We start from the raw sequence: 19334 nt of genomic DNA, 5'->3' as shown, positions 1-19334 counted from the left end.
TTCTCCGCTACGCCTTTTCCAAATTAACCAGGAACGCCTTATATTCCGGCGTTTGGGTATTGGCATCGCCGACGTGTGGCGTCAGGATGTTCGCCAGAAACCCTTTCTGCGTGGTGCCTTCAAAACCCCAATGACAGGGCACGCCGATGGTTTCCACCGGCTTGCCTTCAATCATCAGCGTGCGGATACGCTTGGTGACCACGGCTTTGGCCTTGATATAGCCGCGTTTACTGCTGAGTTTGACCATATCCCCGGCGCGGATCCCCTTTTGCTCGGCCAGCGCTTCGCCAATTTCCACAAACTGTTCCGGCTGCACGATGGCATTCAGCCGCGCATGTTTCGTCCAGTGGCGGAACAGCTCGGTGATCGAATAGGTCGTGGCGACATACGGATATTCCGTCGCGTTGCCCATGCGCTGTTTATCAAACTCATATAGCCGGGCGACCGGATTAAAGCGCGTATTTTCATGCAGCGGACTCTTTTCCAACGGCGATTCGACCGGTTCGTAGTGTTCGGGGAACGGGCCGTCGGTCAGCTTGTCGATGGCGAACAGGCGTCCCATGCCTTCGGCCTGCAAAATGAACGGCCCGACGCCGCTGCCCGGCGCCGCATTGCCGTAGTCCGGGGTATCAATCCCCAGCCAGCGCTGTCCGTCCCAGCGGATCAGTACGCGCTGCGGATCCCACGGATTGCCCTGCTCATCGGCAGAGGCGCGGTTATACAAAATGCGGCGGTTTTGCGGCCAGGCCCAGGCCCAGCCCAACGTGCTGCCCAGTCCGGACGGATCGGCGTTATCCCGCCGGGCCATCTGGTTGCCCTGCTCAGTCCAGCAGCCGGTATAGACCCAGCAGAAACTGGCGGTGGTGCCATCGTCGCGCAGTTGCGAAAAGTCAGACAGCAACTGGCCTTTCTTCAGCACCAGGTTGCCCTGTTCGTCATGAATATCCGCCAGCGCATAGCCATTGCCCTCTTTCGCCACTTCTTCCGGCGACGGATCCAGCGGATTCAGGTAATTCCACGCCATATTGAGCACCGGTTCAGGATTCGCGCCGCCCTCTTTGGCGTACATTTCCCGCAGGCGCAGGAAAATCTCCGCCAGAATCACCCCGTCATGCAGGGCTTCGGCCGGCGGTTCGGCGCCTTTAAAGTGCCATTGCAGCCAACGGCCGGAGTTCACAATCGAGCCGTTTTCTTCCGCAAAACAGCTGGACGGCAGACGAAACACTTCCGTCTGGATTTGTGACGGATCCACCTCGTTCAGCTCGCCGTGGTTTTGCCAGAAGTTGGAGGTTTCGGTCGCCAGCGGATCGATAATCACCAGAAATTTCAGCGTCTTCAGTGCGTCGCGGGCTTTATTGGAGTCGGCAAAGGCGGCTATCGGGTTAAACCCCTGCGCGATATAGCCGTTGACCTTGCCTTCAATCATTCTCTGGGTGTAGTTCAGCGCGTCGTAGCTCTGATCCCACTTGGGCAGCCAGTCAAAACCCCAATCGTTTTCCGGTTGCGCATGCTCGCCGTAAAGGCTTTTCATCAGGCTAATGAAAAATTTCGGCGTGTTTTTCCAGTAATTCACCTGATCGGGCAGCAGCGCTTTCGGGGTAATTTGTTCCAGGTAAGTCTGCAACGTGGTTTGATTTTCCGAGGGCAGATCCATATAACCCGGCAGGCGCAGGGACAGCAACCCCAGATCGGTGTAGCCCTGGATATTGGAGTGGCCGCGCAGCGCGTTAATGCCGCCGCCGATCATACCGATATTGCCCAGCAGCAGTTGGATCATGCCCGCCGTGCGGATCATCTGAGAACCGGTGGTGTGCTGCGTCCAGCCCAGCGCATACAGAATGGTCGCCGTTTTATCCGGCACGCAGGTGGAAGCCAGAATGTCGCAGATGGTCAGAAATTCGTCTTGCGGCGTCCCGCAGATGCGGGTCACCACCTCCGGCGTGTAGCGGCTAACGTGTTGTTTAAGCAGATTCCAGACGCAGCGCGGATCGGTCAGGGTGAGATCCCGTTTGGCAAAACCGTTTTCATCCAGCTCGTAGTGCCACGAGGTGCGATCGTACTTGCGCGCTTGCGCATCGTAACCGCTGAAAATACCGTCCTCAAAATGATAATCCTCGCGCACCAGCAGGCTGGCGTTGGTGTAGGACTTCACATACTCCATCTGAACTTTATTATTGCTCAGCAGGTAATGCACCACGCCCAGCAGGAAGGTGATGTCGGAACCGGCGCGGATCGGCGCGTAAAGATCGGCCACCGATGCCGAGCGGTTGAAACGGGGATCGACCACAATCAGCTTGGCGCCGTTTTTGACTTTGGCCTCAACCGCCCACTTGAACCCGACCGGGTGCGCTTCCGCCGGGTTGCCGCCCATGACCAGCACCACATTGGCGTTCTTGATATCCACCCAGTTGTTGGTCATGGCGCCGCGCCCGAACGTCGGGGCGAGCGCCGACACGCTGGGGGCATGGCACAGCCGCGCCTGGGTATCAATCCCCAGCATGCCCAGCGCGCGGGTAAAGCGAAAATCCAGCATGCCGGTCTCATTACTGGCCGCCGACGAACACAGCATACCGGTGGTCAGCCAACGGTTGACTGTCACCCCGGCGCTGTTTTTCTCAATAAAGTTGGCATCCCGGTCGGCTTTCATCAGGCGGGCAATACGATCAAAGGCGTCATTCCAGCTGATACGCTGCCATTTGTCCGAACCGGGGGCGCGATATTCCGGATATTTAAGGCGCTGATCGCTATGAATATAGTCAATCAACCCCGCCCCTTTCGGACATAACGAACCGCGACTGACCGGATGATCCGGGTCGCCTTCGATATGAAAAATGGACGGTTTGGCGTTTTTGGCTCCGTCGCCAAGGCTATACATTAAAATCCCGCACCCGACGGAACAGTAAGTGCAGTTATTGCGCGTTTCTTTGGCGCGTAAAAGCTTATATTGCCGGGTTTCAGCCAACGCGACAGCGGGAGAAAAACCCAATGCTGTCACCGTTGTTCCGGCCATGCCCCCCGCGCATATTTTAAAGAACTGTCGTCTGCTGACCTGCATGGAAAACTCCTCACACCACATCGCTCACAGTAAAAGTCGGGATAAAACGTTTATTTCTTTTTATAGGAAAGAATAAAGCGGTCATGAGACCGCTAAAGACCTTATTAACAATAAGTATTATGCTCCGAAATAATAAAACCTCAAATATTTATCCAAATAACAACATTCACGTCACAAAATCAGCGCAGCCTAGTCGATGCATCGCCAATAATTGAATTGATAATAAAAATAATAATCATTTGTATTATTTTATATATCCAACTAATTCAGATGACTGGCAAACCCGCCGGAAGCGGCCCCTGCGGACTGAGGCCCACGCACATACAACCTTAAGTATGGCGGGTAAAACACCCGTATGTTATTTTTTATCCAATGCTTGAGGGGCTGATTTATTTGCCTGCACCAATAAATAAGCCCCGGTTAATAATATGACCGGGGCTTAATTTTTCTTATTTAGTGAGAGGTTTGAAGGGTATGTCGTAAATAGCCGAAACAAATTTATCGGCTAAGGAATGCACTATCGCGCGCCATAGCGCTGAACAAAATCCAGTAGAATCCGGCGCGACCAAACCGGCTCCTGCGCAATGTCCATTAGTCGCCCGACATCATAACCCGCCTGCCGCAATGCGGCGTCGTTATAGCGTAAACATGCCTGCATGATCGCCACGTTAAATTCCGGGTGAAACTGTAGCGTCAGCACCCGATCGCTATAGCGGATAATCTGACAACGATCGGCCTGCGACCCCGCCAATACCTGCGCCCCGGCAGGTGGAACCAGCACCGACTGCTGATGGGAGAGATAGGCGGTAAACTGCCGGGGATGATGTTGTAGCCAGACGTCGTTTTCCGCTCCGTCATTGACGGTCACAAGCTGCACGCCGATTTCTTTGCCATTCGGGTTATTTCCCACCGTGCCGCCCAGCGCGTCAGCCAGCAACTGGTGTCCATAACAAACGCCCAGCATCGGCATATCGGCATAAAATGCCTCACGCAGCCAACCCGCCGTATACTCGCTCCATTCCAGCCGGTCGGTCACCATCGCCCACGAACCGGAAATAATCACCGCCGACACACCATCAAACGGAGGCAGGGCGTCTCCCCGATCGGGGCGCACCACATGCAGATTTTCTGTTCCGTCCGGCAGCGCATCGCTAAACCATTTTCCCTGTTGCCCAACCTGCGAGGAAATGCCCTGCGGCGGCTCCCCCATCTGAATAACCAGCACTCTCTTTTTGCTCATGGTTCTGTTCTACCCGCCGTCTCTGGAATCAACGAAAATCTTACGCCATCCGGCGCGTCAACGCAGCATAAAAGCAAAACGCGCCGCCTCTGCCGATCACTCTGGAGACGGTTGACGATAGGCCAACGAAAAGACGTCGTAAAAATCCACTTCACCTTTGGTCGACAGGATTTTTTCTATTCCTGTTTTCACCGAAGCCGGGACATTTTCATTACCCAAGAGCTTATCCAACGCGTCTTGCGGCACATGCCGAATGGTGAACCATTCGCCGTTGTAGCCGACGCGCAGATCCAACACATCAATGTCCTCGAAGCGATATCGAGGACGAATGTCCAATGAGAGAGACAGTGTCATCACCAGCACGAACAGCGTAAAGCCGACGAAATAAGGCCAGCCAAAATAAGAGACGTAGATCAGAATAGCAGCGACCGGAACATAGCTGACCAGCATCCCGGTAACAAGATAAGGATGAGTCTGTATGAATTTTCGACTAAACCTTATTTTATTATCGCGTTTTTCTTTGCGGTTAATTTTCTCGATTTCCTCGGTCAGAATGCGTTTCACCTCATCCATCACCACCACCCGTTACGCTCATGGATACATTTATGCCATTAACAAAATAACAACATTGTCTGCCGTCGATTAGAGTATAGACATAAGATAACGGATGTCGTTTGGGAGAAGTGGGGATTGATGGCGACGCCGGCCGATGCCCCGCTTTCGCGGAGCGGTATCGGCACGCGTCAGACGCCCATCGGATTACGGCATGGCGGGTAGTTCAAGTTCAGGATCGATGAGGTTATAAATCTGATTACCGAAGAGCGGCTGTTGCAAAAGCCGATCGACGGCCAGCGCCACATCCTGACGCGACACCAGCCCCAATACGGCATTCCCCTGCGTTAGCCGCGCGTTATGCGTGGCGACAACATCCAACAGCCCGCCCGGACGGACGATACAATAGTCCAGCGAACTGGTCTGTAACCAGCTTTCCGCCAGCGATTTTTCCCGTACGGCCTGTCCAAACGCGGCTTTAGCCCGCGTTGACAACAACGGCCAACCGTCGCCGCAACCCAGGGACGTCACCAGCAACATGCGCGTGATGCCCGCCTGCTCCACGCCGTCGATCACCACGCGATGGCCGTGATAGTTCACTGCGCCGCCGCCCATCGTCGACACCACGATCGCCGACTCGCCCGCCGCTCGGCAGGCTTTCGCCACCACCTCGGCATCACAGGCATCCCCCTGCACCACGGTTATCCCCTGGGCGCGCCACTGGGAGGCCTGTTCAGGATCGCGTAGCACGACCACCACCGATTGCTTACACTCAATGGCCCGCTGTAATAAACAGGCCCCCACGCCCTGACCTGCTCCAAATAGTAGCCACGTCATACCTGCTCCGGTTGTAACTCAATCGCTAATGTATGGAACGCATCGACCTGCGAGGTTAACAGTTGACGATGGCTATCCCGTCCAAGAAAGATCTTAAACATAGCAGCGCCGTCGGCATTAAAAAACACCACGGACGCGGTGTCCATTCCCATAAACTTCCGTTCAATAAAGGCAATATGCCGGCAGTTAACCGCGCGAATATGTCCGCTCAATCCATTGTTGCCGCGCAGATTAAAATAACCGTGACGGTGCGTTCCCGTTGGCAATGCGCTTTTGAATTCCAGAATGGCGTCTGCCGTATGGCTGATTAACGTCACTTCCCCCCAACCGGCGATGCTCTCCCACACGCGGTCGAACCGATCGCCCGGCACAATGACGCACTGCGCCGCCGGCAGCGCCTTGACCACCTTGAACAGCGAGGTGTTGTACTGGCTGGCGATATCTTCCAGCGTGCCGTCGGGATTGGTAGCAAGTAAATCATGCAATGTCATGAGCAAGTTCCCCTTAATAAGCGTGTTCTTTGGCATTTAGCTGCGGAATAATTTGCTGCAATGCCTGCATCAGATTGTTTGCCCAGAAGCGGCCGTCATCGGTTAAACGCAGGCAGGTCGAGTCGTCGCGGGTGAGTCCCGCCTGGTGCCACTGGCTGAGCAACGGCTGTAGCTCATTGGCCCGGTCTGTCAGCTGCGGCAGTACGATGCGTCCCACTTCAATGCCCGCCTGAAGCTGGTGCTGCCAGAGACCGGCCGGACTGGCGGGGGTCATCATCATGATCGGTTTTTGCCCCTGATCCACAAGCTGGTAATAGCGTTCCAGACTGCGCTCCATCATATAGGACTGACCATTCAGATTACCGCCCGCGCCGCTGCCCATCGCCAGACAATCCGCGCCTTGTTTGATCAACAGGTTATACAGATTGCGCTCCCGGGTCGTTCTGGCCCAGTGGCTGTTGCTCAATTGATGCCAACCCGCCTGCGCCAGAAATGCCGCGCCGGTGCGGTAAAAATCACGCCGCGCGGTGACATCCGGCAGGTCGACCCGCTGGTTTTCCGCCGCCCTGGCTAATGGCGTGGTGGGCAGCAGATTCAGCGCATAAAGATCAACGCCATCCAGCGGCAGATCGCTGACAATCGCCAAATCTTCACGCCAGATTTCCGGCGTCTGCCCCGGCAGGCCGAAAATCAGGTCACACACCACCGCCGCGCGATCGCGCTGGCACAGCCGTTGCAGAAAGCGGATCGACTGCTGTTTATCGGACGTGCGCGCCATGCGCTGGCGAATACGGCTATCAAAGGTTTGAATACCGATGGAAAAACGGTTGGCTCCCGCGTCCAGACAGGCATCAATCCGCTCATCGTCAAAATCCATCGCCCGCCCTTCGATGGTAATCTCGCAGTCCGGGGCCAACGGCAGCGAGGCGCGAATGGCGCGGATAATCTGTTCAAGCTCATTAGCGGCCAGCGCCGTCGGCGTGCCCCCGCCAAAATAAACCGCGTGAATCGGAGCCGACTGATGCAGCGCGCTGTCTGCCTCCATCGCCAGTTCCTGCAACAGATAACGGGTGTAGGTTTCGGTGCTGTCCGCACGCAGTTTATTTTGATAAAAGCCGCAGAAGGTACAGTGCGTCGCGCAGAAAGGAATATGCAAATACAGCAGGCGCTTGCGGGCTGGCAAAACCTGCTGTTTCAATGCCTGCCAACTGGCGGGGATCTGTTCAGGAGAAAGCGGCACATGATTGCGCCAGGGCATAGCCATACGTCGCGAATCAAACGGCTGTTCGCCTGGCCGGGCATAATAGGGCGTCAAATCTATGTTCATTCATATCCATCCCGTCAGAAGCAATGGAATGATTAAATGATAATTATTTTTATTTATCAATAAGGCTGGCTGAATAGCGAACGCCCTTATTCGGTTATTTCAGTAATGACGCGATTTATTAACCAAATCATTAACCAGATGAAGAAAATAAAATAAATATTTATTTTGTTTTTCAATACATTAAAAATAAAAAAGCCTTTTAGTTGTTATCAGAATGATACCAAAGAGCGCTTTATTAAAATTTATTAATTTTCAGGAAATAAAGAGGATTAACCGAAAGCGGCGGCATGAGAAAATACTATTTATAAACAATGTATTAAAAATAAAGAGCGCTACCCTCAACGGGAGGATAATTAATTATTCTTCATTAAGATAATCTCTCCGCCGCGATCAGCGCCTGCCCCAGCGACAGGCCGCCGTCGCCGGCGGGTAGCCGTTGCGGTTGCAGTATCGTGAATCCATGCAACTGCTGATGCAGCAGTTCGGACAGCAATCGGTTGTGCATAACGCCGCCGCACAGCACAACCGTATTGACGCCATGCTGTTCCGCCGCCCGTCGGGCCAGCGCGGCAAAGCCCTGCGCCAGCGCCAGATGAAACGCATAGGCTCTGTCGGCCGGCGCCGCGCGATAGGCTAGCCACTGCCGCCAGAAGGTCGCCAAATCCAGGCGGTTATCCGCCAGCAGCGGCAGCGTGACCGGAGGCTGCCATTGCCGGCTCCTCCGCGCCAGCGACTCCAGCCAGCAGGCCGCTTCCCCTTCCCAGCTTTGGCTCAGGGCGGCGAACCCCGTCGCGGCGGCGACCGCATCAAACAAGCGCCCGGTGGACGACGCCAACGGCGCATTGATCCCCCGCTCAATCGCCTTACTGAGCAGCGCGGAGGGATCGGCCGGGATCGCCGCCGCTTCCGGCAACGATGCCCAGTCAGGCACAAAGCGCAGCCACTGCGCCAGCAGATTGCGCCACGGCTGACGGGCGGCCAGATCGCCGCCGGGTAACGCGACGGCCGGTAATCCGCCGCTATGCCGGCAGCGGGCATAGTCCGCCAGCAAACATTCTCCGCCCCACCACTGGCCGTCGGCGCCATAACCAATGCCGTCCAGCGCCAACCCAATCACCGGGCCGGCGTCGCGCGGCCAGCGGTGTTCCGCCAGACAAGAAACGATATGGGCGTGATGATGCAATACCTCAATGCAGGGGATTTGCCGCTGTTCGGCCAGATCTTTTCCCAGACGATGACTGATATAGCCGGGATGCGCATCAACCACCACCGCATTGGGCGCAAAACGGTAAATATTCTCAAACAGCGTGATGGACTGGCGATATTGCCGCTCGATATCGCCGTCCGCCAGATCGCCAAGATGCTGGCTGACAATCGCGTTTTCCTCGCGCAGTAAACAAAACGTGTTTTTTAAATCGGCGCCCATCGCCAGCAGCGCAGGCTGCCCGACGAAACCCGGCGGCAGCGGTAACGCATCCGGCACATAGCCACGCGCCCGACGCAGCATTTCCGCCCTATTGTTAAATAAATCGTGGTCGAGCAGCCTCACCAGCGAGTCATCGGCCCGTTGCACAATATCCCGATTGTGCATTAACCACAGATCGGCAATGCCGCTCAGTTGCTCCAACGCCTGCGCATTGGTCAACGCCGGGGGCTTACCGCCGGCATTACCGGAGGTCATCACCAGCGGGCGATTAACCTGCGCCAGCAACAGATGCTGCAACGGATTGGCGGGCAACATCAGCCCGACTTCACACAGACCGGGGGCGATTGCCTCAGACAGCGGGCCGTCCCGGCGCAACGGCAACAGAACAATCGGCGCCGCCGTACTTTCCAGCAACCTCAACGCCGCCGGCATATCGGCCACGTCGGCGCATCTCTCAAGCCATGCCGCATCCGGCGACATCACCGCCAGCGGCTTGCCGGGGCGATGTTTACGCTGGCGCAGGCGTTGAACAGCCGGTGTATTGGTGGCGTCGCAGGCCAGATGAAAGCCGCCAATGCCCTTGATTGCCACAATTTTCCCCGTTAGCAGGGCGGCGGCGGCCTGAAGAATGGCCTCATCCCCTTCAACCTGTCGCTGCGCCGCCCCTGCCGCCGACCATACCTGCGGGCCGCACTGCGCACAGGCGTTCGGCTGAGCATGAAAACGGCGATCCGCCGGGTGCTGATATTCCGCCAGACAGCGCGGACACAGCGGGAAATCCGCCATTGCGGTAAATGGGCGGTCGTAGGGCATCCGACGAATAATGGTAAAACGCGGGCCGCAGTGGGTGCAGTTGATAAACGGATAGCGATAACGGCGATTAGCCGGGTCGTTCATTTCGCGCCGGCAGGCTTCACAGGTGGCCGCATCCGGCACCACCTGCGTATCCATCTGCCCGGCGCCGCTGTGTTCAATCTCGAATGCCGTAGGTATTGTCGTCCACTGCCACGGCTGGCTGGCAATGCTGTCGATATGCGCCAGCGGCGGGCACCCGGCCGAGAGTTCGCTAATAAAGCGTTCAATATTTTCCGACGGATAAAGATGAATCAGTACCCCGGCGCCGTCATTGCTGACGCTGCCGCACAGCTTCAGCCGATGCGCCAACTGCCAGACATAAGGCCGGAATCCCACCCCCTGCACTTTGCCTTTTACCCGGATTTGAATACCGTTGTTGTTCATGCTTACGTGGGGATATATTCCTTTTCTGTTTATACAGGTTTCTATGTAAGTTCAGTGCTATTTCGTGCGCGAAAAGAAAGGTATTTTTATGCTACGTCGAAGCACGCGCCCGACTCAGGGCGCTCAGTCGCCGCAGCCCTGAGAACCCTGGCTTCCGGCTGAAATTATGCCTGCTGCGCAGGTGCCTTCGTCGGTATCAGGCTTAACGGACCGCTTGCGACACGTTCCCGACGTGACGCAAGCTTTCGCCGCGTCCATGCGGCTCATCCTAAGCCTGCTATCTCCTCAGCATAATTTCTGAAGCCGGGTAAGGGCAAAACCCCTCATGAGTCCCTACATTTGAGTATAAAAAGCAGCCCTTGTCAGGGGCAGAAGCTTTCTCCCTGCAAGGGGAAATGTCGTCAGCAAATCCTCGGCATCGGCTCATTATGCGGCAGATCCAGCAGCCGCGAAGCGCCGAACACCCCGCACAGGCGTACCTGCCGCTTCTCCGTCACCGAACCGATGGTTGCCGCATCCCGCCCCAGCGGGTGGGCGCGTAATGCCGACAGCACCGCGGCTTCCGCCGCCGCCGACACCACCAGCACCAGCTTGCCCTCATTGGCGAAATTCAATGCCTCCAACCCGAGGATCTCGCAGATGCCGCGTACCGCCTGCTTCAGCGGCAATGCGCTTTCGTTGATTTCCATCCCGTAGCCGCTGGCCTGCGCGTACTCATGCAGGATCGCCGTCACCCCGCCGCGCGTGGCGTCGCGCAATGCGCGCACGCCGTCGATGTCACGCAGCGGCGCGATCAGCGGCGCCAGCACCGCGCAGTCGCTGGCGAGTTGCGCTTCCAGCCCCAGTTGTTCACGCAGGTTAAGAATGGTGGCGCCATGATCGCCCAGCGTACCGCTGACGATAATTTTATCGCCGGGACGAATTTCCCCGGTTCCCCAGTGAATGTCCGTCGGTATCACGCCGATCCCCGCCGTATTGATAAAAATCTTATCGGCGGCGCCGCGCGGCACCACTTTGGTATCGCCGGTCACAATCTGTATCCCGGCGTCACGCGCGGTTTGCGCCATGGATTCAACTATCCGCAGCAGGTCGGCGCCGGCAAAGCCCTCTTCGATAATAAAACCGCAGGAGAGGTAAAGCGGCGTCGCCCCGCTGACGGCGATATCATTGGCCGTGCCGCACACCGCCAGTTTGCCGATATCCCCGCCGGGGAAAAATATTGGATCGATCACGTAGCTGTCGGTGGTGAACGCCAGCCGATCGCCCTGCTGCGCCAGCGGGGCCAACGGCAGTCTGGCCTGATCTTCCCGCTGCCCCAGCAGCGGATTATCAAATGCCTGTAAAAAAAGCTGTTCGATCAACTGTTGCATCGCCCGGCCGCCGCTGCCATGCGCCAGGGTAATTTCTTTTAGCGCCGTCTTTTGCGGCTGTATTGAAGTCGTCATCAGGCACACTCCCGCCGATACTGATAATAAGCGGCACACGCCCCTTCCGAGGACACCATCAGCGCCCCAATCGCCTTCTCCGGGGTGCAACGTTGACCAAACAGCGGGCAATCCGCCGGCTTGCAGCGCCCGGTCAACACCTCGCCGCAGCGCGAGTCGGGTTCATCCGCAATACGTTGATGCCGCGGGTTGAAGCGACGTTCGGCGTCAAAATCGGCATACGCTTCGCGCAGTTGCATACCGGAATCGGCGATCTCCCCCAAGCCGCGCCATTCACTGCTGGACCGGGTTTCAAACACCTCGTCCATCGCCTGTTGCGCCAGGTGGTTGCCGCCGTCGGGAACAATGCGCCGATACTGATTTTCCACCTCACAGCGCGCGTCGTGGATCTGACTGACCAGCATCAGCAACGCCTGCAAAATATCCAACGGTTCGAATCCGGTCACCACAAACGGCTTATTGAAACGATCGCATAACGCCTGATACGGATAAGCGCCGATAACCATGCTGACATGCCCCGGCGCCAGAAAACCGTCGATACGCAGATCGGGCTGCATCAGCAAACTGCGCAGCGTCGGAACAATGGTGATGTGCTGACAGAACAGGGTGAAGTTGGCGATATTGCGGCGTTTGGCCTGTTGCAGCGTCAGCGCCGTACTGGGCATGGTGGTTTCAAATCCCAGACCGAAAAACACCACTTGCCGCTGCGGATTTTTTTCCGCCAGCAGCAGCGCATCCAGCGGCGAATAGACGATGCGGACATCCGCGCCATGACGGCGCGCGTCCTGCAACGAACCGTGACGTCCCGGCACGCGCATGGCGTCGCCGAAGGTACAGAAGATCACCTCAGGATGGGCGGCGATTTCCAGACAGGCGTCAATACGTCCCATCGGCAGGACACACACCGGGCAGCCCGGGCCGTGCACAAACTCAATTTCCGGCGGCAGCAGCCGATCCAGCCCGAACTTGAAAATCGCATGGGTATGACCGCCGCACACTTCCATCAGTTGCAGCGGACGTTCGCGCAATTGGGGCATCTCCGCCACCAGCGCCCGGATGCGCCGCAACAACGCTTTCGCCAGCTCAGGATCGCGGAACTCATCAACGTACTGCATAGTCAGCCCCGGTCTGTCGCATGTCATCCAACTCCAGTCCAATGGCTCGCATCGACTGCAACGCCGCCAGCGTATCCTGCGCTTCCCGCTCATCCAGCAGGCTCATGGCGAAGCCGACGTGCACCAGCACCCATTGCCCCACCAGTTCGGCAGGCGAGCCTTCGCAGACCAGCGCGATATTCACCGACCGCTGTACGCCGCAGACGTCGACATACGCGGGTTGGTGAATATCCTCGCCGACTGAAACCACCCTGCCCGGAATGCCTAGGCACATAGCTGTGCCTCCAGCCAGCCAAGCCACTCATCCATGCCTTCGCCGCTCTGGGCGGACAAGGCGATAATCTGAATGGCCGGATTAATCCGTCTGGCATTGGCGACGCAGGCGTCCAGATTGAAATCCAGATAAGGCAGCAGATCGATTTTATTAATCACCATCAATGACGCGGCGGCAAACATATGCGGATATTTTAATGGCTTATCTTCGCCTTCCGTCACCGACAGCACCGCGACCTTGGCGCGTTCGCCCAGATCGAACCCGGCGGGACACACCAAATTGCCCACATTCTCGATAAACAACAGGCTGTTGTCCGGCAGTTGCAAGCGATGAGCGGCGTCATGCACCATCTGCGCATCCAGATGACAGCCCTTTCCGGTGTTCACCTGAATCGCGCTCACTCCCGTCGCACGGATGCGCTCCGCATCATTGGCGGTTTGCTGATCGCCTTCAATCACCGCGCACGGCACCTGCTGGCTGATATGATTCAGCGTGGCGGTTAATAGCGTGGTTTTGCCTGAGCCCGGGCTGGAAACCAGATTCAGCGCCAGAATGTTCTGCGCCTTGAAATGCGCCCGGTTATGCTTAGCCAACTGGTTATTCTTGCTCAGCACGTCCATTTCAATCTGCAATAAACGCTGTTGCCCGACGCCCGGCGCGTGTGTTCCGGCCGCGCCCAGGCCGTAATGCAGATCCTGCTCATCGACTTCAGGCTGGAAGGCCGTTTCGCCCTGTTCGGCGGCGGCCTGCTTGTTTACCGGCTTCGCCCCCTTTCCGCCTTTCGGCGGCAGCGCGTAGTAATAGTTATGAACATCGCCATGGTAGTGGTGGTGATGGATAATCACGCAGCGACTCTTTATTTTGCCGCCGTGATGGTGGTCATGGCTGTGGTGATGATCGTGGCCGCGATCGTGATGGTGGTCATGATGGTGGTCGTGGTGGTGGTCATGTTCATGAGAATGTTCGTCACCCTCAATTTTGCTTTCCCCTTCACCGCAACCGCATGTGGTACACATAGGGCTTTCCTCCCGCTATCTTTAGGCCTTAACTGTCCGTTACTCCACTGCTAACTGCTTTAATTGCAGGCTATCGCCGTCATCCAGGCGTAAATTGTAGCTGCCGCACCGCGGGCATCCGCCGCCGTGCTCAACCACCGCCACCATGGCGCTGCATTCCCAGCACCATGCCTGCGCCGGCCGAACCGCAACGTGCAGTTGACACCCCTCCGCCAGCGTTTGCCGACAAACCGATTCAAAACAAAAACGTAAGGCGCTTTCCTCGATACAGGAAAGCGCGCCTATCTCCAGCCAGACGGCGGTCACCCGCCGGGCATGATGTTGACGAGCCTGCTGTTCGATCAGTTCCAGTGCGCTATAGCACATGGAAATTTCATGCATGGTTCTCACTCCGATTTCGGCTAAACAGCGCGCGTCGGCTGATATTCAATGGCGCATCCGCGTCTTTTACCGGCAACGACAACGCCATTTTGGCGCTCTGCTCCGCCAGTAAAATGGCCTGTTCCCCGCTGATGCCGTGCTCAAGCGGCGACATCAGCGAGCAGGACAAATATTGCTTGCCGGCCATCTCGCCGACCACAAAGGTCACATTGCCGCAGGGCAATGCCAGCGCCAGACGATCGGCCGGCGTCCTGAGCGGCCAAACCTGCCGCGGCCCCGGCAATACCAGCAGACTGATCATCCACGGCGTCAGCAGACAGCCGACCCACTGCTGTTCAAACAGGGTAAATCCGCAGGCCTTGACCGGAATGCCCGGCCGAAAAAAAGGCAGCATCTGCATTTTTTCCCGCGCAATCCGCGTAAACATCGGCTCCAGCCAGGTCGCCGGATGGTAATCATCGCCGATAATCAATGAAGATTCCTTGCGCTCACCCGGTATCATGTTTAAATCGCGGACGTCAGGTTGATTACTCACCATAAACCTCGCATCGCTTACGTTCGCTGACGGTGACGCCGCTTTGCCGCAAGGCGATAATCACCTGCTGCAACGCCGGCTCCAGCGCCTGCGTTATCGTTTCCGACAGGCCGATACGCACCGCCAGCGACGCGGGTTCAACCCCCACCAGCGTTAGCCGGCGCGGGAATTCGCCCGTCAGTTGCAACGCCATCAGCACATCCGATAAACCCAACTGGTGCGGGGAAATCTTACGGGTGAACAAGGCGGGCACTTCGCTATCGCGCAGCACCACTACGCTACCCGGCGCCTGCCCGGTCAGCACAGCGTCGGCCACGATCAGATGATCGCGCCCGGCCATCGCATCCATCAACTCCATCCCGGATGTGCCGCCGTCGAGGATGTCTATCTGCGGGGAAAACGTGTAGCACCGCGCTAACGCTTCCACCATGCGCACGCCGACGGCTTCATCGCTCAGCAGCAGATTACCAATCCCCAGCACCAGTATGTTCATCACAGCACCTTGACCCGGGTCACTTCGCTACCGCTCACCGTATCCACAATATGCACCGCGCAGGACATGCATGGATCAAACGAGTGGATGGTGCGCACCACTTCCAGCGGCTTATGCGGATCGGCTATCGGCGTGCCGACCAGCGACTGCTCGTAAGGGCCGGGGACGCCGTCGAAATTACGCGGCCCGGAAGTCCAGGTTGACGGCACCACCGCCTGATAGTTGGTGATTTTGCCGTTTTTGAATACGATCCAGTGCGACAGCATGCCGCGCGGCATTTCACCAAAACCGACGCCGCGAAACTCGGTATCCGGCGACAGATCGGGCTTGATAAAGGTTTGATGGTCGCCGGCGCCGATGTTGGTCACCAGCGCCTGCCATTGCTGCGCCAGCGTATCTTTCAGCACGCAGCAGTGCACCGTGCGGCCAATCACCCGGCCCAGCGTGGAGTGCAGATGCGCGACTTCCAGCGTCTGACCGGTCAATTTGTGGTAGGCCGCCCCAACCTGCGCGTAGTGCGCTTCGGTATCTTTATGCTTCGCCGCCAGGCTACACAGCAGCCACGCCAGCGGCCCTACCTCAACGGTTTTGCCGTAGAAGGTCGGCGCCTTCACCCAGGAATATTTGCCCTCATCCTGCCAACCAGTATAGTTCGGACGCGTCAACCCTTCCCACGGCGCCAGCGGTTCATCATCCTGATACCAGGCGTGTTTGCCGCTTTCCTTAATGCCATCAATCAGGAAGGCGTCGCTATGGCTGGTAATCGGGCGATAGTTGGCAAAATCGCCGTTTTCCAGGTAGCCGCCCGCCAGCAGGAAGCTACCGCCCTGATTATCGGTCGGCAGCTCAGGGACGCTGAGATAGTGATCGGCGCCTTTGCCCAGACTCAGCCAGTCGGGATAGTGCGCGGCAATCACCGCGCAATCCACTTTGTAAACCTGCTCGATAAAGTCGCTCAGACGATCGATAAACGACTTCACATACATCAGGCGTTCAAGATTCAGCACGCTGGGCGCATCCAGATTAATCGGGTTGGCGACGCCCCCTACCGCCAGATTCTGGATATGCGGCGTCTTGCCGCCGAGAATCGCCACGATACGGTTGGCATCGCGCTGACACTCCAGCGCTTGTAGGTAGTGCGCAACCGCAATCAGATTGACTTCCGGCGGCAGGGCCATGGCCGGGTGCCCCCAATAACCGTTGGCGAAAATGCCCAATTGGCCGCTGGCAACCAGGTCTTTCAGCTTCTGTTGCACCCGGGTAAATTCCGCCGCATTGTTCAAAGGCCAGTCGGACAGCCCTTTCAGCAAGGCTTCCGCCCGTTGCGGATCGGCTTTCAGCGCGGAGGTGACGTCAACCCAGTCCAGCGCGGAGAGCTGGTAGAAGTGAACGATATGATCATGGATGCTGTGCGCCGCCAGGATCAGGTTACGGATATACTGCGCATTCACCGGAACATTCAGTTGCAAGGCATTCTCAACCGCCCGAACGGAAGCGATGGCATGCACCGTGGTGCACACGCCGCAGATACGTTGCACAATCATCCAGGCGTCGCGCGGATCCTGACCTTTAACAATCTCTTCCATCCCGCGCCACATGGTGCCGGACGACCAGGCTTTGGTGACTTTCCCCTGTTCAATTTCGCAATCGATGCGCAGATGTCCCTCAATGCGGGTAATAGGATCAATGGTGATGCGTTGGCTCATGTTTTACCTCGGCCTGATAATTCTTATGAACGCCTTCCAGCGCGGGAAGTACCGGCAGCAGCCGGATTAACCAGATGTATGCGCAGACTTCAATCGCCACAAACCCGATGGAGATCAGCACTTCCGATGCGGCCGGGAAATAGTGATAGCCACCGCCGGGATTGAACGCCAGCAGGGAATAGCTCAGCCGCCACAGCGCGGCGCCGAACAACAGGCTCAGCGCGCCGACAAACAGCAGACGCGCGTCATCGCGGCAGCGTTTGAAGCGGTACATCGCCAGCGGGAAAATCATCAGCGCCGCCTCGCACCAGAAGGTAATGGCATAGCGATCGCCGCGCAGCAGATAGCCCGTTTTGTCGTGCCAGATGATTTCGCCAAAGCGCAGCACGATAAACAGCAGCAGCAGTACCTGAATGATTTGCGTCAGACGGGCGAACAGGCGCTTTTCATCCGGCCCGCGCCCTTTTAGCCCGGCCTGCACCAGCGAACCTTCAAACATCACGATCGAAAAACCCATGATGAAAGCGGTCAGCAGCGAGAATAACGGCAACAGCTCATAGCTCTGCCACAGCGGATGCACTTTATATCCGGCGGAAATCATCAGCGATCCCATCGACGACTGGTGCATGGTCGGCAGCAGCGCGCCCAGCGCGATAATAAAGAACATCACTTTATTTAATCGCTTGAGCGACACTTTCCAGCCCATGCGCTCGCACACCACCGGCGCAAACTCCAGCGCCATCACGCCGATGTAGATCGTCATACACACCGCGGTCTCAAACAGCACCGACGAGGTATTAAAAAAGCCCGGAATAAAAAAGTACGGCAGATTCCAGTAACGCCCGACGTCAATGGTGATCGACAGCCCGCCGAGCGAATAGCCGAACAGGCTGGCCAACAGCGCCGGACGAACCAGCGGATGGTATTCCCCGCGATTAAAGACGTAAACCGCCCAGGCCAACGCCCAGCCGCCGCAGGCGAAACCGGTGCCCACCAGCAGGTCGAACGCGATCCAGATCCCCCAGGGATAACCGCCGTTGAGCGCGGCGACGTCACCGATGCCGAACACCAGACGTTTTACGATCAGCACCGCGCATAGCACGATGAACGGCGCCAGCAACATGATCGGCCAACTGACCAGCCGCCCGCCGAGTGGACTCGCTTTATGCGCCGTCATGATCGTCCTCCTGTTTCCGGTTCGTATCCGCGTGGGTGTCGTCATGATCCAACCGGTCGGCCCGGGTATTTCGATGCACCAGCACCGACAAACCCGCCAACACCGCCAGCGGCAGCACCATGCCTTTATACAACGTATGCTGAATATGCTCGGAGCGCGCGCCGGTGGACAGTTCGGCCAACTCCGGCAGATCCAGGTTCTGATAAGGTACGCCCGCCAGCACCAGAACCTGCGTACCGCCCGCTTCCTTCTCGCCATAAACGTGGCGATCGTATTTCGGCACGGTGTGGAGATAGGTATCCTTTTTCGCCAGCGTCTGACGCGGATAGCGATATTCATCGCCGGCCTGCAACGACAAACGATGTTTCGCTTCAGACAACAGCTCTTCGCGAGTACCGAAAATCACCGCCCCGGTAGGGCAGACGTCAACGCAGCCCGGCAGGCCGCCTTTGTCTAATCGTTCCAGCCCCGGCTGATTGCACAACTCGCATTTATGCAGCTTGCCAAACGGGTTCTCGTAATCGTATTTGGGAATGTTGAACGGACAGGCCACCATGCAATAACGACAGCCGGTGCAGATGTCGGCGTCATAGTGGACCACGCCGGTTTTGGGATCTTTCTTCAGCGCCGAAACCGGACAAACCGATACGCAGTTGGGATCGACGCAGTGCATGCACTGCTTCTTGATATAGGCATAGCCGTTATCGACCTGATCCTTGTTTTTGCCGTCGCCGGCGCTCCACACCTGAATGATATTGTTGGTGTAGGGGCTTAGCTTGTCGTTGTTGGACCAGGTGGCGTCGCCGCCGGCGTAAATCTTGCTGTCCGGCTTATAGGCCAGCTTATTGAGCTGCTGGCATTCGCTGACGCACGCCTGACAGCCGACGCACAGCGTAGAATCGTAAAGCATTCCCAGCGAGCCGGGGATCGGCGGTTTGTTGACGGCCGCGGCACGTCCGGCCAACGGGGTGCCGGCCAGCAACGCGCCGGCAGAGGCCAGCTTGAAAAAATTGCGTCTGTTCACG

Annotated in this window: 17 protein-coding genes; all 17 read right to left on the bottom strand. The window is 57.3% G+C overall.

Features of this window, described 5'->3' with window-relative positions; genetic code table 11:
* Positions 1-7 precede the first annotated feature (7 nt).
* On the bottom strand, positions 8-3055 hold the full coding sequence (gene fdnG, locus HOY33_RS04505; protein ID WP_172289025.1) for a formate dehydrogenase-N subunit alpha: 3048 nt from the start codon (positions 3053-3055) through the stop codon (positions 8-10).
* A 517-nt stretch (positions 3056-3572) separates the two neighbouring features.
* Positions 3573-4295: a glutamine amidotransferase gene (locus HOY33_RS04500; protein ID WP_172289024.1), complete on the bottom strand. Its 723-nt coding sequence runs from the start codon at positions 4293-4295 to the stop codon at positions 3573-3575.
* A gap of 96 nt (positions 4296-4391) precedes the next feature.
* Positions 4392-4868, bottom strand: coding sequence for a YlaC family protein (locus HOY33_RS04495; RefSeq protein WP_172289023.1), 477 nt, complete (start codon positions 4866-4868; stop codon positions 4392-4394).
* 186 nt (positions 4869-5054) lie between these two features.
* Complete coding sequence (locus HOY33_RS04490) at positions 5055-5684, bottom strand: NAD(P)H-binding protein (protein ID WP_172289022.1); 630 nt, start codon at positions 5682-5684, stop codon at positions 5055-5057.
* Complete coding sequence (gene hutX / locus HOY33_RS04485; protein WP_233356303.1) at positions 5681-6175, bottom strand: heme utilization cystosolic carrier protein HutX; 495 nt, start codon at positions 6173-6175, stop codon at positions 5681-5683. The genes HOY33_RS04490 and hutX overlap by 4 nt, the downstream gene beginning before the upstream one ends.
* A gap of 13 nt (positions 6176-6188) precedes the next feature.
* Entirely contained in the window at positions 6189-7502 is a 1314-nt protein-coding gene (gene hutW, locus HOY33_RS04480) for a heme anaerobic degradation radical SAM methyltransferase ChuW/HutW (RefSeq protein ID WP_172289020.1), read from the bottom strand.
* Positions 7503-7869: 367 nt separating this feature from the next.
* Entirely contained in the window at positions 7870-10167 is a 2298-nt protein-coding gene (hypF, locus tag HOY33_RS04475; protein WP_172289019.1) for a carbamoyltransferase HypF, read from the bottom strand.
* Between the two features lie 401 nt (positions 10168-10568).
* Positions 10569-11612, bottom strand: coding sequence for a hydrogenase expression/formation protein HypE (gene hypE, locus HOY33_RS04470; protein ID WP_172289018.1), 1044 nt, complete (start codon positions 11610-11612; stop codon positions 10569-10571).
* Positions 11612-12727: a hydrogenase formation protein HypD gene (hypD, locus tag HOY33_RS04465; protein ID WP_172289017.1), complete on the bottom strand. Its 1116-nt coding sequence runs from the start codon at positions 12725-12727 to the stop codon at positions 11612-11614. The genes hypE and hypD overlap by 1 nt, the downstream gene beginning before the upstream one ends.
* A complete protein-coding gene (gene hybG, locus HOY33_RS04460; RefSeq protein ID WP_172289016.1) occupies positions 12714-13001 on the bottom strand; it encodes a hydrogenase maturation factor HybG in 288 nt (95 codons plus the stop codon). The genes hypD and hybG overlap by 14 nt, the downstream gene beginning before the upstream one ends.
* Positions 12992-14017, bottom strand: a complete 1026-nt coding sequence (gene hypB / locus HOY33_RS04455) for a hydrogenase nickel incorporation protein HypB (protein WP_172289015.1) — start codon at positions 14015-14017, stop codon at positions 12992-12994. The genes hybG and hypB overlap by 10 nt, the downstream gene beginning before the upstream one ends.
* A 39-nt stretch (positions 14018-14056) precedes the next feature.
* Positions 14057-14398 (bottom strand): hydrogenase maturation nickel metallochaperone HypA, encoded by a 342-nt coding sequence (gene hypA / locus HOY33_RS04450; protein WP_172289014.1) that lies wholly within the window; start codon positions 14396-14398, stop codon positions 14057-14059.
* Positions 14391-14900: a hydrogenase-2 assembly chaperone gene (gene hybE / locus HOY33_RS04445; RefSeq protein ID WP_330527577.1), complete on the bottom strand. Its 510-nt coding sequence runs from the start codon at positions 14898-14900 to the stop codon at positions 14391-14393. The genes hypA and hybE overlap by 8 nt, the downstream gene beginning before the upstream one ends.
* 25 nt (positions 14901-14925) lie before the next feature.
* Positions 14926-15426 carry a HyaD/HybD family hydrogenase maturation endopeptidase gene (locus tag HOY33_RS04440; protein ID WP_172289012.1) on the bottom strand — a complete coding sequence of 167 codons (501 nt, stop codon included), beginning with the start codon at positions 15424-15426 and terminating at the stop codon, positions 14926-14928.
* Positions 15426-17132 carry a hydrogenase 2 large subunit gene (gene hybC / locus HOY33_RS04435; protein WP_172289011.1) on the bottom strand — a complete coding sequence of 569 codons (1707 nt, stop codon included), beginning with the start codon at positions 17130-17132 and terminating at the stop codon, positions 15426-15428. The genes HOY33_RS04440 and hybC overlap by 1 nt, the downstream gene beginning before the upstream one ends.
* On the bottom strand, positions 17110-18309 hold the full coding sequence (gene hybB / locus HOY33_RS04430; protein ID WP_172289010.1) for a Ni/Fe-hydrogenase cytochrome b subunit: 1200 nt from the start codon (positions 18307-18309) through the stop codon (positions 17110-17112). Before hybB ends, hybC begins: the two co-directional genes overlap by 23 nt.
* Positions 18296-19333, bottom strand: coding sequence for a hydrogenase 2 operon protein HybA (gene hybA / locus HOY33_RS04425; RefSeq protein WP_172289009.1), 1038 nt, complete (start codon positions 19331-19333; stop codon positions 18296-18298). The genes hybB and hybA overlap by 14 nt, the downstream gene beginning before the upstream one ends.
* Position 19334 lies beyond the last annotated feature (1 nt).

Origin of the sequence: Brenneria sp. hezel4-2-4, from assembly GCF_013155275.1 — a bacterium.
Classification (GTDB): Bacteria; Pseudomonadota; Gammaproteobacteria; order Enterobacterales; family Enterobacteriaceae; genus Brenneria.
Note: the sequence above shows the minus strand (reverse complement) of the source record. Positions and strands in the feature narration are given on the sequence as shown.

Coding starts and splice junctions, on each gene's coding strand:
- fdnG (WP_172289025.1), bottom strand. CDS start 3,055: ATGCAGGTCAGCAGACGACAGTTCTTTAAAATATGCGCGGGGGGCATG.
- HOY33_RS04500 (WP_172289024.1), bottom strand. CDS start 4,295: ATGAGCAAAAAGAGAGTGCTGGTTATTCAGATGGGGGAGCCGCCGCAG.
- HOY33_RS04495 (WP_172289023.1), bottom strand. CDS start 4,868: ATGGATGAGGTGAAACGCATTCTGACCGAGGAAATCGAGAAAATTAAC.
- HOY33_RS04490 (WP_172289022.1), bottom strand. CDS start 5,684: ATGACGTGGCTACTATTTGGAGCAGGTCAGGGCGTGGGGGCCTGTTTA.
- hutX (WP_233356303.1), bottom strand. CDS start 6,175: ATGACATTGCATGATTTACTTGCTACCAATCCCGACGGCACGCTGGAA.
- hutW (WP_172289020.1), bottom strand. CDS start 7,502: ATGAACATAGATTTGACGCCCTATTATGCCCGGCCAGGCGAACAGCCG.
- hypF (WP_172289019.1), bottom strand. CDS start 10,167: ATGAACAACAACGGTATTCAAATCCGGGTAAAAGGCAAAGTGCAGGGG.
- hypE (WP_172289018.1), bottom strand. CDS start 11,612: ATGACGACTTCAATACAGCCGCAAAAGACGGCGCTAAAAGAAATTACC.
- hypD (WP_172289017.1), bottom strand. CDS start 12,727: ATGCAGTACGTTGATGAGTTCCGCGATCCTGAGCTGGCGAAAGCGTTG.
- hybG (WP_172289016.1), bottom strand. CDS start 13,001: ATGTGCCTAGGCATTCCGGGCAGGGTGGTTTCAGTCGGCGAGGATATT.
- hypB (WP_172289015.1), bottom strand. CDS start 14,017: ATGTGTACCACATGCGGTTGCGGTGAAGGGGAAAGCAAAATTGAGGGT.
- hypA (WP_172289014.1), bottom strand. CDS start 14,398: ATGCATGAAATTTCCATGTGCTATAGCGCACTGGAACTGATCGAACAG.
- hybE (WP_330527577.1), bottom strand. CDS start 14,900: ATGATACCGGGTGAGCGCAAGGAATCTTCATTGATTATCGGCGATGAT.
- HOY33_RS04440 (WP_172289012.1), bottom strand. CDS start 15,426: ATGAACATACTGGTGCTGGGGATTGGTAATCTGCTGCTGAGCGATGAA.
- hybC (WP_172289011.1), bottom strand. CDS start 17,132: ATGAGCCAACGCATCACCATTGATCCTATTACCCGCATTGAGGGACAT.
- hybB (WP_172289010.1), bottom strand. CDS start 18,309: ATGACGGCGCATAAAGCGAGTCCACTCGGCGGGCGGCTGGTCAGTTGG.